The organism is Litchfieldella xinjiangensis (genome assembly GCF_000759345.1).
GTDB classification, from domain to species: domain Bacteria; phylum Pseudomonadota; class Gammaproteobacteria; order Pseudomonadales; family Halomonadaceae; genus Litchfieldella_A; species Litchfieldella_A xinjiangensis.
In genome coordinates, this window is the sequence record NZ_JPZL01000002.1 from 795549 (window position 1) to 810111 (window position 14563).

The 14563-nt window shown below is 62.8% G+C and carries 13 protein-coding genes; 8 read left to right on the forward strand and 5 right to left on the reverse strand.

The window, feature by feature from the left end; all coding sequences use genetic code 11:
• Positions 1-12: 12 nt before the first annotated feature.
• The gene (epmB, locus tag JH15_RS11010; protein ID WP_052384095.1) at positions 13-1029 is read right to left on the reverse strand and encodes an EF-P beta-lysylation protein EpmB; all 1017 of its coding nucleotides are present in this window, start codon (positions 1027-1029) and stop codon (positions 13-15) included.
• Between the two features lie 144 nt (positions 1030-1173).
• Between epmB and efp the strand changes: the two genes are divergently transcribed.
• The 3 genes from efp (at position 1174) to JH15_RS11025 (ending at position 4285) form a co-directional block, all read left to right on the forward strand.
• A complete protein-coding gene (efp, locus tag JH15_RS11015; protein WP_043530168.1) occupies positions 1174-1740 on the forward strand; it encodes an elongation factor P in 567 nt (188 codons plus the stop codon).
• A gap of 234 nt (positions 1741-1974) precedes the next feature.
• On the forward strand, positions 1975-2946 hold the full coding sequence (gene epmA / locus JH15_RS11020) for an EF-P lysine aminoacylase EpmA (protein ID WP_043530170.1): 972 nt from the start codon (positions 1975-1977) through the stop codon (positions 2944-2946).
• A 31-nt stretch (positions 2947-2977) separates the two neighbouring features.
• Positions 2978-4285: a c-type cytochrome gene (locus tag JH15_RS11025; RefSeq protein ID WP_043530172.1), complete on the forward strand. Its 1308-nt coding sequence runs from the start codon at positions 2978-2980 to the stop codon at positions 4283-4285.
• 20 nt (positions 4286-4305) lie between these two features.
• Here the strand turns inward: JH15_RS11025 and asd are convergent, their stop codons facing one another.
• From asd to rsgA, 3 genes are all read right to left on the reverse strand, one after another.
• Positions 4306-5157 (reverse strand): archaetidylserine decarboxylase, encoded by an 852-nt coding sequence (gene asd, locus JH15_RS11030; protein ID WP_043530174.1) that lies wholly within the window; start codon positions 5155-5157, stop codon positions 4306-4308.
• A gap of 46 nt (positions 5158-5203) precedes the next feature.
• Positions 5204-6028 carry a sulfurtransferase gene (locus JH15_RS11035; RefSeq protein WP_043530752.1) on the reverse strand — a complete coding sequence of 275 codons (825 nt, stop codon included), beginning with the start codon at positions 6026-6028 and terminating at the stop codon, positions 5204-5206.
• A 93-nt stretch (positions 6029-6121) separates the two neighbouring features.
• Positions 6122-7138, reverse strand: coding sequence for a small ribosomal subunit biogenesis GTPase RsgA (gene rsgA / locus JH15_RS11040; protein ID WP_043530176.1), 1017 nt, complete (start codon positions 7136-7138; stop codon positions 6122-6124).
• 87 nt (positions 7139-7225) lie between these two features.
• Between rsgA and orn the strand changes: the two genes are divergently transcribed.
• Positions 7226-7819 carry an oligoribonuclease gene (gene orn / locus JH15_RS11045; protein ID WP_043530178.1) on the forward strand — a complete coding sequence of 198 codons (594 nt, stop codon included), beginning with the start codon at positions 7226-7228 and terminating at the stop codon, positions 7817-7819.
• 3 nt (positions 7820-7822) lie between these two features.
• Here orn and queG read toward each other — a convergent pair whose 3' ends face one another.
• Complete coding sequence (queG, locus tag JH15_RS11050) at positions 7823-8947, reverse strand: tRNA epoxyqueuosine(34) reductase QueG (protein ID WP_043530754.1); 1125 nt, start codon at positions 8945-8947, stop codon at positions 7823-7825.
• Between the two features lie 131 nt (positions 8948-9078).
• On the opposite strand from queG, the gene JH15_RS11055 reads away from it, so the two are divergent.
• The 4 genes from JH15_RS11055 to mutL are packed head-to-tail and all read left to right on the forward strand — an operon-like array spanning position 9079 to position 14514.
• Positions 9079-10572, forward strand: a complete 1494-nt coding sequence (locus JH15_RS11055) for a bifunctional ADP-dependent NAD(P)H-hydrate dehydratase/NAD(P)H-hydrate epimerase (RefSeq protein WP_043530180.1) — start codon at positions 9079-9081, stop codon at positions 10570-10572.
• On the forward strand, positions 10572-11075 hold the full coding sequence (tsaE, locus tag JH15_RS11060; RefSeq protein ID WP_043530182.1) for a tRNA (adenosine(37)-N6)-threonylcarbamoyltransferase complex ATPase subunit type 1 TsaE: 504 nt from the start codon (positions 10572-10574) through the stop codon (positions 11073-11075). Before JH15_RS11055 ends, tsaE begins: the two co-directional genes overlap by 1 nt.
• On the forward strand, positions 11072-12577 hold the full coding sequence (locus JH15_RS11065; protein WP_052384052.1) for an N-acetylmuramoyl-L-alanine amidase: 1506 nt from the start codon (positions 11072-11074) through the stop codon (positions 12575-12577). Before tsaE ends, JH15_RS11065 begins: the two co-directional genes overlap by 4 nt.
• Positions 12574-14514: a DNA mismatch repair endonuclease MutL gene (gene mutL, locus JH15_RS11070; RefSeq protein WP_043530184.1), complete on the forward strand. Its 1941-nt coding sequence runs from the start codon at positions 12574-12576 to the stop codon at positions 14512-14514. Before JH15_RS11065 ends, mutL begins: the two co-directional genes overlap by 4 nt.
• Positions 14515-14563 lie beyond the last annotated feature (49 nt).

Consider the following 14563-nt stretch of genomic DNA (forward strand, 5'->3'; position numbering starts at 1 on the left):
GCCTGGTGATTCCTAGAGCGGGGTCTTGCTGGCCTCGCCGGGTACCTCCCTTACCAGGCGAGGCATGAGAAATCCCGGCAGCACCTCCCTGAGGTCCGCGACCAGTGCGCGGGCTTCTTCGTCCGTCACATCGAAATGAGCGGCCCCTGTCACCGGGTCCAGCACATGCAGGTAATAGGGAAGTATGCCCGCCTCGAACAGCCGCTCCGAGAGCGCGGACAGCGCCGACACCGAATCATTGACCCCCCGTAGCAGGACACTTTGGTTGAGTAGGGTGACACCGGCCTGCTTCAGCCGTGCACAGGCCTCGACCACGGCCGTGTCGATCTCGTTGGCATGGTTGATGTGCAGGACCATGACTTTTTGCAGTCGCGTGGCCGAGAGCCAATCGAGCATACTCGCGTCCACCCGGTCGGGGATGACCACGGGCAGCCGGGTATGGATGCGCAACCGTTTTAAATGCGCAATCGATTCCAGTCGCTGGCTGAGCCAGGCGAGCTGGCGATCGCTTGACGCCAATGGATCGCCACCGGACAGGATCACCTCGTTGAGCGATGGGTCGTCTCGGATATAAGCCAGCGTATCGTCCCACTGGGCTCGTGAGGGGGCGTTCTCCTGATAAGGGAAATGGCGGCGAAAACAGTAGCGGCAATTGATGGCACAGGCCGGGCTGGCAATCAACAACACACGGCTGGCGTACTTGTGGATCAGCCCACGGCGCGGTGTATGCTCGGCTTCCTGCAGGGGATCCTGCACGTAGCCAATGGGGGTCTCGGATTCGGCGGCAAGGGGCAGCACCTGGCGCAACAGCGGGTCCTGTGGGTCATTGACACGGATCCGGGCAAGATAGGCCTCGGGTACGCGCACCTCGAATAGGGCATGGCCTGTCGACGCCCCCGGCAACCAGCCAGGGTCCAGATTCAGCCGTCGACACAGCTCTCTGGGGTCGCGAATGGCAGCGGCGAGCTGCGCCTGCCAGCCCGGGCGGGCCTCATCGTGCACGACAATCCGGCGACCGGACTCCGGCATGGAGGAGGGCGTCTGCACATTGGCGGGGCTTCGGGTTATCATGCGGGCACTCATTCACGTCGAGCGAAGGCGCAGGGCCTTCGTGGAACCAATTTTCGGGGCGGAGCGATACGGCCGCCCACGTCAGGAGCGTTGCGAGGAATCATGGCGAACTATTCTACCAACGAATTCAAGGCCGGGCTGAAAGTGATGCTGGACGGCGATCCGTGCAACATCGTCGAGAACGAATTCGTCAAGCCAGGCAAGGGGCAGGCCTTCAGCCGCGTCAAGCTGCGCAACCTGATTACCGGGCGTGTCTGGGAGCGTACCTTCAAGTCCGGTGAATCGCTGGAAGGTGCCGACGTCATGGATCTGGAGATGGAATATCTCTACAACGACGGCGAAATGTGGCACTTCATGAAGACCGACGGCTCCTTCGAGCAGTACGCCGTCGACAAGAAGGCGCTGGGCGACACCGAAAAATGGCTCAAGGAGCAGGTCGCCTACACCGTCACCCTGTGGAACGACAACGCGATCAGCGTAACGCCGCCCAACTTCATCGAGCTGGAAGTGGTCGAGACCGACCCGGGCCTCAAGGGCGATACCGCCCAGGGCGGTTCCAAGCCGGCCACGTTGTCCTCCGGCGCAGTGGTTCGCGTGCCGCTGTTCATCAATCAGGGCGAAGTGTTGAAGGTGGACACCCGCAGTGGCGAGTACGTGTCTCGCGCCTGAAGCGAGCACCTGCATGCGCTCGCTCATGTGGCGGTAAGCCTGTCGTAGCGATTAGGTTGCAGCGTCGGGGGCAGGCCAAAGCGGAGGTCATTTGTCATGGCTGACAAATGTAGCGCCCAGGGACGGGTTCACAGCGCTACCGCGGAGTGCCTGTCCCCGGCGACCCCGCAACGCCGCCACGCTTTTGGAAGGCCACACTCATGAGTGTGGCCTTCTTCGTTCTTGAGGTATTCCATGACAATCGACTGGCACCCCACGGCAAGTGTAGAGACGTTACGCGAGCGGGCGCAGCTGCTGGGTGAGGTTCGGACGTTTTTCGCCGAACGCGGCGTACTTGAAGTAGAGACCCCGATATTGGGGCATGGCGGTAGCACCGACGTACACCTCGATTCGCTCTCCTGTGACGCGTTGACGCCGGCGGGGCGCGAGCGGCTGTGGCTGCAGACCTCGCCCGAATTCCACATGAAGCGCCTGTTGGCGGCAGGCAGCGGGCCGATTTTCCAACTGGCGCGAAGTTTTCGGGACGGTGAGGTGGGCGGCCGCCATAACATCGAATTCACCATGCTCGAATGGTATCGCCCGGGCTTCAACCTCGAAGAGCTGATTGGCGAGACGACAGCGCTGATTCGCGCTCTGCTGCCACATGATCCGGGCCCGACCCGGCGCCGCCGCTATCGTGAGCTGTTCGAACAGCACCTGTCGATCGATCCGTTTCAGGCCCCTTTGACGACGCTTCGAGAACGGGCGGCGAGGCATGGGGGTATGGCGATGGATGATAGCGCCCGCGACGATTGCCTGGACCTACTGATGAGCCACGTCATCGAACCTCAGTTGGGCATCGACGGTCTGGATGTCGTCATCGAATACCCCGCCAGCCAGGCGGCGCTGGCGCGGCGTCATCGTGACGCTCAGGGCGAGTGGGTAGCGTCGCGCTTCGAGATTTATCTACGAGGCACCGAGCTCGCCAATGGGTATGACGAACTCACCGATGCCGACGAGCAGGCAGCGCGCTTTGCTGCCGACAATGCCGAGCGAGAACGGATCGGAAAGCCGCTCGTGGCATACGACAAGCATCTGGTGGCGGCCCTGTGCGCTGGTATGCCGCAGGGGTGCGGTGTGGCGCTGGGGGTCGATCGATTGATACAACTGGCACTGGACAAGCACAGCGTGGCGGAGGTGATGGCGTTTGCCACCCCGGTGTGCTGAAACGCAAACGATCACCGGTGCAGGAACCATGATGGCGATAGTTATCCGCCTCCTTTCGATAGCCTTACTGAGCCTGTTCCTTGGCAGCCAGGCCACGCACGCGCAAGCACCCGCCCAAGATCGAGATCCAAGCCGAGACGCCCTGATCGAGAAGGGCGAATACCTGGCGCGTGCCGGCGACTGCGTGGCCTGTCACACCGCCGACGAAAATAAGATGTTTGCCGGCGGCCTGGCAATGCAGACGCCGATCGGCACCATCTACTCGACCAATATCACCCCGGACCCCGAAACCGGCATCGGTCGCTATACGCTCGAAGACTTTACGCGAGCCATGCGCGAGGGCGTGACGCCAGCCGGGCATGCGTTGTATCCGGCCATGCCCTATCCGTCTTACGCACGAATCACCGACGAAGACATGCAGGCGCTGTACGTTTACTTCCTGCATGGCGTCGAGCCGATCCAACAGCAGAATCGCGATTCCGTGATCCCCTGGCCACTGAGCATGCGCTGGCCATTGCGCATATGGAGCTGGATGTTCACTCCCGACGAGACGGGTTTCGACCCGGACCCGGAGCGTAGCGACGAGTGGAATCGTGGGGCCTACCTGGTCGAAGGGCTGGGGCACTGTGGGGCTTGCCATACCCCGCGTGGCCTGGCCTATCAGGAGCAGGGCTTCAAGGCGGGAGACAATGGCTTTCTGGGGGGCGAAATGGTCGAAGGCTGGTACAGCTTCAATATTACCTCGGATAGTGAACACGGCATCGGTGGCTGGCGCGACGACGAGATCGTCGCCTACCTACGCGACGGCGCCGTGCCCGGCAAGGCCCATGCCGCCGGCCCCATGGGCGAGGTCATCGGGCACAGCCTGCGCTATCTCGACGATGCTGACCTCTACGCCATCGCCACCTACCTCAAGAGCGTACCGCCGATCAGTGATCCGGAGCCCAGCCGTTTCGGACAGGGCGAACCTGCCGACGATGTCGAACGGATGGATGATCCCGGGTTCGTCGCATCACCGCAGGGGCAGGCGGCCAAGCGTTACCTGACGACCTGCGCCTATTGCCATGGCGACCGTGGAGAAGGGTCGCGCCGTGGAGACCCATCACTGTTCAACAGCAGCGTGGTCGGGTCGACGCATCTGAACAATCTGGTGCGGGTCATTCTCGAAGGGGTAGCGCGGGAGACCAACCAGGGGCAAGTCACCATGCCGGGCTATGCTGACGAGCTGGATGACGAGCAAATGGCCCAACTGGTCAATTACCTGGTCGACCGCTTCGGCAACCCCGAGGCCGAAACGCTCGCGCCCGAGGATATCGCTGCCATGCGAAGCACTCACTGACCTCGCTACCGACGCAGCAGTTAGGTGGGCTGGCGAACCGGGAAGCCACCGAGTGACTGTTTCACGGCCACCTTGGTCTTGGGGGCCAGATCGGTATCGAAGTCGACCTGGCCGGCGAAGGCCATCACCACGGTGGAGCCGAGCTTGAAGCGCCCCATCTCGGCGCCGCGTTCGAGGTGGATCGGCGTGTCGAAGCGGATGCGTTGCACCTGGCCAGAGAGCGGGGTGATCTGTCCGGCCCATACGGTCTCGATGGCAGCGACAATCATCGCACCCACCAGCACGACCACCATGGGGCCGTACTCGGTATCGAAATGGCATACCAGGCGCTCGTTTCGAGCAAACAGGTTAGGCACATGGTCGGTGGTGGCCGAATTGACCGAGAATAGCCGTCCTGGCACGTAGACCATCTCGGTCAGGGTGCCGGCCAGCGGCATATGCACACGGTGATAGTCGCTGGGCGAGAGATACACGTTGGCGTAGCTGCCACCGCGATAGCGTCGTGCCGTCTCCTCATCGCCACCGAGCAGGTCGGCCACCGAGAAACGGTGTCCCTTGGCCTGCAGCAAGCGATCCGCCTCGATAAGCCCGAACTGCGACAGGTTGCCGTCGGCAGGGGAGAGCAGTCCCTCGCCCTGGGGGCGTGCGCCCGGTTTCAGCGCCCGCGTGAAGAAATCATTGAAGGTCGCGTAAGCGGTCGGGTCGGGTTCGACCGCTTCGCGCATGTCGACCTGGAAAGCCTTGATGAAAGCGCGTATCAGCGCATCCTTGAGCCAGGCAACGCGGCATTCCGCAAGATAACCCACCAGCCGCGAGAGCAGATGATGGGGGATAGGGTACTGAATCAGGGCGAAGAACTTTGCGAGAGACAAGGTAACGGTTCCGTTGTGGGCGCTTCGATATAAACGTCTTGCTTTTTTACTTTTCTATGGGTGTATCGTCGCGGTTGCCCCACTCCTGCCAGGAGCCGGGGTATGCTCGAATCTTATCGAAGCCCAGCGCCTTGCCCACCAGCCAAGTGAAGCCGCTGCGGTGATGGGACTGGCAGTGGGTCACCACTTCCATGTCCGGCGTCAGCCCCAGGGCCTCGAGCTCGGTAATCAACTCGGCAAAATCGCGAATACGCATGTCGCTGTCCATGGCATCGGTCCAGGTCATGTTGACCGCCCCCGGGATGTGACCGAGGTGGCGGTTCTGTCCCTTCTCGCCATCGTACTCGGCCCGCGAGCGGGCATCCCATATGGCAACGTTTCTTTCATCGAGGCGCTGCAGAAGCTCTTCGCGATCGATCATCGCCTCGGGTTTGAGGTATTCAGCTTCGTAATCGCTTGGCTGAGAAGTGTGATGCTGGGTGGACACTTCGAGTCCTGCCGCCCGCCAGGCATGTATCCCGCCGTTGAGGTAGGAAATGCGCGTATGTCCGATCAGCTCCAGCGTCCACAGCAGCCGGCCCGCCCAGCCACCGCCTTCATCGTCGTAAGCGACCACATGCGTGTCGCGGGTCAGGCCCAGTTCTGAGAACAACGAAGAGAGCGCGGCTTCATCGGGAACGTCGTTGGGGACCTCGCCGCTGCCTTTCATCAGACGGCGATGATCCAGAAACAGCGCACCGGGAACATGGCCTTCGTTGTAGCTCTCCGATTTGAGCGGCACATCGATGATCATGACGTGTGGGTCGTCGATATGCGCGGCTAGCTGCTCCGGTTCGACGATGAAAGGCAACTGGTTCTCTTCAGAGCTCATGGCGGACTCCTCTGGCAAAGCGTATTGGCTGATGATGGCATAGCCGGCGTCGATTGGGCGAGCCACGAGCAACCCTGGCTCGTCAGGCATGCTTCAATACGTTTCGCCTTCAAGGCTCTCGAGGATCCTGCGATAGCTTTCGAAACGTTGCGGATGTATGTCGCCGTTGGCAACGGCCTCACGCAGGGCACATCCCGGTTCGGCCTCGTGCCGGCAATCCCGGAACCGACAACGACCTAGCAGCGGACGAAATTCGACGAACCCGTCGGTGACCTCGTCAGGCGTGAGGTGAGTCAGGCCGAACTCACGGATTCCCGGGGAGTCGATCAGTTCACCGCCGGCGGGAAGCCGATAGAGCCGTGCGGTGGTGGTGGTATGCGTCCCTTTGCGTGAATCGGCGGACAAGGCGCCGATACGCAAGGCTTCGTCGGGTAATAGGCGGTCGATCAGCGATGATTTGCCGACCCCGCTCTGGCCGACGAATACCGATGTTCGTTCGGTCAATTGCCGGTGCAGTTCATCCAGTCCGTTGGCATGTTGCGTCGTGGTGGTCACCACGGGATAGCCCAGCGCCTGGTAGCGCGAAAGTAGCTCGCGCAAATCACCGCCCTCGTCGGGCAGCAGGTCGGTCTTGTTGAGCACCAGTACCGGGGGAATCCCGGTGGCCTCGGCAGCCACCAGATAGCGGTCGACCAGGTTGGCGTGCGGGGCGGGCTCGACGGCGAAGACGATCAGGATCTGATCGATATTGGCGGCAACCGGCTTGAGCAAGCCACGCGGATCGGGACGCTCGAGCACGTTGTCCCGTTCACCGCGCGCCACGACGACACCGCTGCCATCGCCGGCTTCCCGCCAGATGACCCGATCCCCGGTCACCAGGGCATCGAGGTTGGCGCGCATGTGACAACGATGCAGGCTCCCGCTGTCAGCCATGACTTCGAGCGTGCGGCCGAAGTGTGCGATCACCCGGCCGGCCTGTTCGGCGCCATATTCGCCCGCCTCGAGCTTGTCCTGGTCCTGTTCGTCCCGACGCGAGGCACGCGACGCGCGTTCGGCCTGGATCTTCTCGATGCGCCAACGTTGTTGGCGGGAAAGCTTGCGTTTGCTCATGAGCCCCCGAGGGTCTGTACAATAGCGGCTAGTGTAACGTTGCGGTGCGTGACTGTCGCCCGCCCCCCTATTCAAGGAGATGTTTCAATGTCGGATGCCCCTGCCGTGGCCCCCCGCCAGGATCTACTGGTCTGGATCGATCTGGAGATGACCGGACTGGACCCGCAGCGAGAGCGAATCATCGAGGTGGCCACCCTGATCACCGACAGCGACCTCAATACGGTGGCGGAAGGGCCGGTGCTCGCCGTACACCAGCCCGATTCGCTGCTCGAGGCCATGGACGAATGGAATACTCGCACGCATGGCGCGTCGGGACTGGTCGAACGTGTACGCCAGAGCCAGGTCGATACGGCCCAGGCCGAGCAACAGACGCTCGATTTCCTGAGAGCGTATGTGGCGCCGGGAACCTCGCCGATGTGCGGCAATAGCGTGCATCAGGATCGCCGCTTCCTGGAGCGGGAAATGCCACAATTGCTGGAATTCTTTCACTATCGCAATCTGGACGTCTCGAGCGTTAAGGAACTGGCCAAGCGCTGGAACCCGGCCGCGCTCAAGGGCTTCCAGAAGCGTAACGTCCACCTGGCCATGGATGATATTCGCGAATCGATCGCCGAACTGGCGCACTATCGCCAGACCTTCCTGCGCATGGAACCGCCGGTCCCGGACGAAGAAGAACAGTAGGGATTACTGAACGGCGATCAGCGACACGCGACGCGTACGTTGACGGGCCAATGCCCAGCGCACGTGCTCGCGAACCAGATCGGAGGGATAGGCCAGGCGTGCCTGGAGAGCCGCTTCGACGGCTGCGCTCCAGGGCGCATTGCCCAGCCCCACGGCCAGGTTGCGCAGCCAGCGCTCGTAGCCGATACGGCGAATGGCACTCCCCTCGGTACGCTGCATGAACTCTTCTTCGCTCCAGGCAAAAAGGGTCAGCAGATCGGCGCGGTCGAGGTCGTGCCGGGGGGCGAAGTCAGGTTCCTGGCTTGCCCGGGTGAAACGGGTGAAGGGACACACCAGCTGGCAGTCGTCGCAACCATAGACGCGGTTACCCATGGCCTCGCGGTACGCCTCAGGAATCGGACCGTGCAGCTCGATAGTCAGATAAGAGATGCAGCGTCGCGAGTCGACCACCTTGTCGTCAATGATGGCCCCGGTGGGGCAGGCGGTCTGGCAGGCCGTGCAACGCCCGCAATGTTCGCTTTCGAAGGGGGGATCCACGGGCAGGGGCAGATCGGTATACAGCTCACCCAGAAAGAATAGCGAACCTGCTTGCGGGTGGAGCAGCATCGAATTCTTGCCGAACCAGCCCAGGCCAGCCTTCTGGGCCAGGGCGCGCTCCATCACAGGCGCCGAATCGACGAACGCACGATAGCCGAAACGACCGACGGTCTCCTCGATCTGGCGCGCCAGCTGTGCCAGACGTTTGCGAATCAACTTGTGGTAGTCGCGACCCAGCGCATAGCGCGATACGTACGCCTTGCCAGGCTGAGCCAGCAGACGCGTGGTTTCCACTTCGGCAGGAAGATAATCCATACGTACGCTGATCACCCGCAAAGTACCGGGAACCAGCATCTCAGGCCGGGTACGCTTGACGCCATGCTTGGCCATGAACCCCATTTCGCCGTGGTGACCTTCGTCCAGCCAGTGCTCCAGGTAGCGTTCGTGCGTGCTCAGGTCGGTATCCGTGATACCCACTTGCTGGAAGCCCAGTTCGCGGCCCCAGGTCTTGATATCGGCGGCCAGCGCGGTCAGGTTGACCGGGTCCGTGATCTGATCATTTTCCGATAAGGAAGAAGCGGGAGTCGCCATGCTGGAAGAACACTCGGGATCGGGGCCGCTCACGAAGGGGAGCCAAGGAAGCAAACGGTCTGCAGGGGTTTGGCCCATGCACGCGACACCCTACACTAGAAGCCATCTCCTCGTCATATGAGTAGAAGCAGATGAAACAGTCCCTTGGACGTCCGCTCTATCTTGCCGATCAGGTTCGCGAACTCGATCGACGCACAGTGGCTGCCGGAATGGATGGTTTCGCCTTGATGCAGCGCGCGGCGATGGCCGCCTACGATGTGTTACGGGCGCGCTGGCCTGGGGTGCGTCGCCTGAGCGTCTTGTGCGGCAGCGGTAATAACGGCGGCGACGGTTACGTGATGGCCGCCCTGGCCGTGTGCGACGGAATCGACGTCCAATTGATCGCTGTGAGCGACCCGGCCGGACTCAAGGGCGAAGCGGCTCGGGCGCGGGACATGGCCGAGCAGGCCGGTGTGCGGATACGTCATTGGCATGCCGGCCTTACGCTCGATGGCGAGGTTGCCATCGATGCGCTATTGGGCACGGGACTCAAGGGTGAGGTACGGGAGCCCTATGTCACCGCGATCGAGACGACCAATGCTAGCGGCAAGCCGGTCCTGGCCGTGGATATTCCGTCGGGGTTGGCGGCGGATACGGGCGCTTCACTGGGGCATACCGTCCGGGCCGACATCACGGTCACCTTCATCGCCGATAAGTTTGGACTGCATACCGGCGCCGCCCCGGCACATGTCGGGGAGCATCGCCTGGAAACCCTGGGTGTGGAGGCGGGGGCGCACGCCGACCTGGTACCCGCAGCCTGGTTGATGGTGGAAAGCAGAATCGCCGAGGCGCTCCCGCCGCGTCGCCGGGACAGTCACAAGGGCCACCAGGGGCATGTTCTGGTGCTCGGCGGTGCGCCGGGGTTCGGTGGGGCAGCTCTGCTGGCGAGCGAAGCGGCGGCTCGCCTGGGCGCAGGCAAGGTGAGCCTGGCCACGGCGCGCGAGCACGTCACGGCCAGCCTGGTGCGATGCCCCGAAGTCATGGTACATGGCGTCGATTCGCCCGGTGAGATTCAAGCGCTGCTGGCGGCAGCCGATGTCATTGTTATCGGTCCCGGCTTGAGCCAGGCTCCGTGGGGGCAGCGCATGCTACAAGCCGCCCTGAAGACTGCTGCAAGGTTGGTCGTCGATGCCGACGCCTTGAACCTTTTGGTGACCCGCTGGCCCGATCTGCGGCGTGATAATTGGATACTCACCCCGCATCCTGGCGAGGCGGCACGCCTGTTGAATATTGCAGGTAGCGAGGTGCAACGCGGCCGGCTGGCCGCTGTCACACAACTGCAGCATGAGCGGGGGGGTTGTGTCGTGCTCAAGGGGGCCGGTAGCCTGGTGGCCGGCCCGAATCGTGTCGGCGTGTGCCCTTTCGGCAATCCGGGGATGGCCAGCGGCGGCATGGGGGATGCGCTCAGCGGCATATTGGGCGCGTTACTGGCGCAGGGCCTACCTCTCGAGATTGCTGCCGAGGTCGGCATGCTGCTGCATGCCCAGGCGGCCGATGCCGCTGCCGAAGCACAGGGCGAGCGTGGTCTGCTCGCCAGCGATCTGGCATCCTATGCGCGTCGATTGGCCAACCCCATGGAATCATGATGCAGGTCACACTCGAAGATGAAGCTGCCCAGGTGGCGTTCGGCGAAGCGTTGGGGCTGGCCCTGGCGGGGCGAGGCCAGGTTCACCTGCAAGGGGAACTGGGAGCCGGCAAGACCACGCTGACGCGCGGCGTGTTACGCGCCTACGGCCACCAAGGGGCGGTCAAGAGCCCGACCTACACCCTGGTCGAACCCTATCGGTTCAATGACCGGGAAGTACACCATTTCGATCTCTATCGCCTGGCGGATCCCGAGGAACTCGAGTTCATCGGCGCGCGCGACCTGCTCGACGACGATAGTTTGTGTCTGATCGAGTGGCCAAGTCGCGGTGAGGGCTGGTTGCCCGAGCCTGACCTGGCCGTGCAGCTGAGCGTAAGCGGCATGGGGCGTACGGCCGAACTGCGAGCCATGACGGAGTATGGCCGCTCGGTACTGACACGATTGCAACGTGATTGGTCGCAAGCTCGCGACGAGTCCGATACGGAAGACCCGACAAGACCATGAGCGGTACGATCGAATTTCAACGAGACGCGCTGGCTTGGCGCGGCTCCCGACGCATCGGCGCCAAACGGTATCTCGCTGCGCTGCTTTGCAGTGCCTTTCTACTGGGTTTGCCACAGACGGGCAGGGCAGCCGACGTCGATAACATCCGGCTATGGGCAGCGCCGGATCACTCGCGCCTGGTCTTTGACCTCAGCTCACCGGCACGCGCCAACGTGTTTACCCTGGATAATCCCGACCGGCTGGTCATCGACCTCGATGACTCGCGCATCACCACCGATCCGGCAGGTCTGAATCTCGATGGAAGCGCCATCAGCGGCGTGCGCACCGGGGTGCGTGACGGTAACGGCCTGCGCATCGTGCTCGACCTGGAGCGCCATGTGCAGCCGCGCCACTTCACGCTGGATCCCAACGATCAGTACGGCCATCGTTTGGTGGTGGATCTCGAATACCCCGGCGAGAGCGCCGTCGAGGATCCAATCGATCCTATCGAGGCGATGATTCGCGATCAGGAGATTGCCGCCGGCCGCGCGCGTGCCGAGGCGGAGGCCAGTGGCGCGGAACGTGGCGCCGATACGGTTAACGCCCAGCAACAGGCCCAGCCACACCCCAAGCGTGACATCATCATTGCCGTGGACGCAGGGCACGGCGGCGAGGACCCCGGTGCCATCGGTCCTGGCGGGACGCGTGAAAAGGATGTGGTGCTGGATATCAGTCGTCACTTGCAACGCTTGATCAACGATACCCAGGGCTTTCGCGCCGTCATGATTCGTGATGGCGATTACTACGTGGGGCTGCGACAGCGCACACGAATCGCCCGCGAGCAGAAGGCCGACTTCTTCGTATCGATTCACGCCGATGCCTTCACGAGCCCTCGTCCACAGGGCAGTTCGGTGTATGCCCTGTCACAGAGCGGGGCGACCTCTGAAGCGGCGCAATGGCTGGCCAATAGCGAAAACCGGGCCGACCTCATCGGCGGTGTGGATGGCAATCTATCCTTGAAGGACAAGGATGAGGTACTGCGCGGCGTGCTGATGGACCTGACCATGACCGCCACGCTCAACGATTCGCTCTCCATCGGTGGCCAGGTGCTGGATCAGTTGGGACGTGTGAATCGGCTCCATAAGTCGCGTGTCGAGCAGGCCGGATTCATGGTGCTCAAGTCACCGGATATACCGTCGTTGCTGATCGAGACCGGATTCATTTCCAATCCCGACGAGGAGCGCCGACTCAAGGACAGTAGCCATCAGCGAGGCTTGGCCCAGGCGGTGCACAGTGGCTTGATGGCGCATTTCGAGCGCAACCCGCCCCCGGCGAGCCTGCTGGCCTGGCAGCGTGACCAGCAACGCGGGGGTGGCCAGGACGAGTACCGCATTCAACCCGGTGACACCTTATCCGAGATTGCTGCGCGCCATCAGGTCCCACTGGGGCAACTCAAGCAGGCCAACGAGATCAATGGCGATGTGATCCGTGTGGGGCAGGTGCTGAGGATTCCGAACTCATGACCCCATCTCGCCGTATTCACATTCTCAACCCGCGGCTGGCTAACCAGATCGCCGCAGGTGAAGTGGTCGAGCGGCCGGCCTCGGTGGTCAAGGAATTGGCCGAGAATGCCATCGATGCGGGGAGCCAGCGTATCGAGGTCGAGCTCGAAAACGGCGGGGCGCGCCTGATCCGCGTGCGGGACAATGGCAGCGGCATCGCCGAGGATGACCTGCCATTAGCGCTTTCGCGCCATGCCACCAGCAAGATCGAGTCGCTGAAGGATCTCGAGGGTGTGGCGAGCCTGGGGTTTCGGGGCGAGGCATTGGCGTCCATCAGTTCGGTGTCGCGCCTGGAGCTGGTCTCGAATACCGACGCGGATCCGCAGCAAGGCTGGCGCGTGGTGGCCGAGGGGCGTGAAATGGAGCCGCGGGTCAGTCCCGCTCCCCATCCGCAGGGCACGTCCGTCTGTGTACGGGACTTGTTCTTCAATACCCCGGCGCGGCGAAAATTTCTGCGCACCGAGAAGACCGAATTCGGCCATGTCGAAGAGACGTTCAGGCGTCTTGCGCTATCGCGTTACGATATTGGCTGGACGCTGCGCCATAACCAGAAGACGCTGCATCAGCTGCGTAGCGTGGAGGACGCGGCGGGGCGTGAGCGACGAATTGCCTCGCTTCTCGGGGCCAAGTTTCTCGATCATGCCCTGCATCTCGATATCGAGGCCAGTGGCTTACGCCTGTGGGGCTGGGTCGGTCTTCCCACGCATTCGCGTGCCCAGGCCGACCATCAATATTTCTTCGTCAACGGCCGGGTGGTACGCGATCGGCTCGTAGCCCACGCCATTCGACAAGCTTATCGCGATGTCCTCTTCCATGGGCGGCATCCGGTATTCGTGCTCTATCTGGAAGTCGATCCCTCGGTCGTGGATGTCAACGTTCATCCCACCAAGCACGAGGTGCGCTTTCGCGACGGCCGCCTGGTTCACGATTTCCTCTTCTCGAGCCTGCACCGGGCACTGGGAGAGGTACGGCCCAATGCCACGGCAGCTGACTCTCCAACACCTGAGGCCCAGCAGTCCGAAGCGACCGAGGACGAGACAGCCCCTCGACTGACTGGCCCCGCTTGGCAACAGCAGCCCATGGCCCTGCGTTCGTCGGAAACATCGGACCGCTATCCTGGGGCAGAACGGGTCAGGCAGTTCATGGCGGGCTATCGTGCCTTGCATCCCGAGCATGAGGAGAGCTTGCTGACTCCGCAAGCGGCCGCGCCGGGCACCGAGGCAGCGGAAGTCGCCGTGAGGGAGCGGCCGCCCCAGGGCTATCTCGGAGAAACCACTCCAGCGCAGCCGCTACCGGAGGACGATGCCACCCAGGCACCGCCGCTCGGCTATGCCGTTGCCCAGCTCCACGGGGTGTATATCCTCTCGCAAACGGCGCGGGGCCTGGTCGTTGTCGACATGCATGCCGCCCATGAGCGGATCGTCTATGAGCGCATGAAGACCCAGGTGCACGGTGGGGCACTCGACGCCCAGCCCTTGCTGGTGCCGGTATCGATGGCAGCCAGCCGGGCCGAGGTCGAGACGGCTGAGGCCGAGCGCGACGCCTTCGTGCGGCTTGGTGTGGAGCTTGATGTAGCTGGCCCCGAGACGCTGCTTGTGCGTCAGGTACCGGCCTTGCTGGCCGATGCCGATGTCGAGCCGTTGATCCGCGACATGCTGGGGGACCTCGAGCGCTATGGCCGCTCGGATCGGCTCGAAGCGCGTATCAATACGCTGCTTTCCACCATGGCCTGCCATGGCAGTGTCCGTGCCAACCGGCGCCTGACGATCGCCGAGATGAATGCGTTGTTGCGTGACATGGAACGTACCGAGCGCAGCGGCCAGTGCAACCACGGGCGACCGACCTGGACCGAAATGTCCATGCGTGAGCTCGACAAGCTTTTCCTGCGCGGCCAGTGAACGTGGTGGCAGCCTCCGCCCCTCCCGATAGTCGTCCGCTTGCCATCCT

What these genes read in the sequence shown, in the direction of transcription:
- JH15_RS11025 (WP_043530172.1), top strand. Translation starts at nt 2,978, where the DNA reads ATGGCGATAGTTATCCGCCTCCTTTCGATAGCCTTACTGAGCCTGTTC.
- epmB (WP_052384095.1), bottom strand. Translation starts at nt 1,029, where the DNA reads ATGCCGGAGTCCGGTCGCCGGATTGTCGTGCACGATGAGGCCCGCCCG.
- efp (WP_043530168.1), top strand. Translation starts at nt 1,174, where the DNA reads ATGGCGAACTATTCTACCAACGAATTCAAGGCCGGGCTGAAAGTGATG.
- JH15_RS11035 (WP_043530752.1), bottom strand. Translation starts at nt 6,028, where the DNA reads ATGAGCTCTGAAGAGAACCAGTTGCCTTTCATCGTCGAACCGGAGCAG.
- orn (WP_043530178.1), top strand. Translation starts at nt 7,226, where the DNA reads ATGTCGGATGCCCCTGCCGTGGCCCCCCGCCAGGATCTACTGGTCTGG.
- queG (WP_043530754.1), bottom strand. Translation starts at nt 8,947, where the DNA reads ATGGCGACTCCCGCTTCTTCCTTATCGGAAAATGATCAGATCACGGAC.
- mutL (WP_043530184.1), top strand. Translation starts at nt 12,574, where the DNA reads ATGACCCCATCTCGCCGTATTCACATTCTCAACCCGCGGCTGGCTAAC.
- JH15_RS11065 (WP_052384052.1), top strand. Translation starts at nt 11,072, where the DNA reads ATGAGCGGTACGATCGAATTTCAACGAGACGCGCTGGCTTGGCGCGGC.
- epmA (WP_043530170.1), top strand. Translation starts at nt 1,975, where the DNA reads ATGACAATCGACTGGCACCCCACGGCAAGTGTAGAGACGTTACGCGAG.
- tsaE (WP_043530182.1), top strand. Translation starts at nt 10,572, where the DNA reads ATGCAGGTCACACTCGAAGATGAAGCTGCCCAGGTGGCGTTCGGCGAA.
- JH15_RS11055 (WP_043530180.1), top strand. Translation starts at nt 9,079, where the DNA reads ATGAAACAGTCCCTTGGACGTCCGCTCTATCTTGCCGATCAGGTTCGC.
- rsgA (WP_043530176.1), bottom strand. Translation starts at nt 7,138, where the DNA reads ATGAGCAAACGCAAGCTTTCCCGCCAACAACGTTGGCGCATCGAGAAG.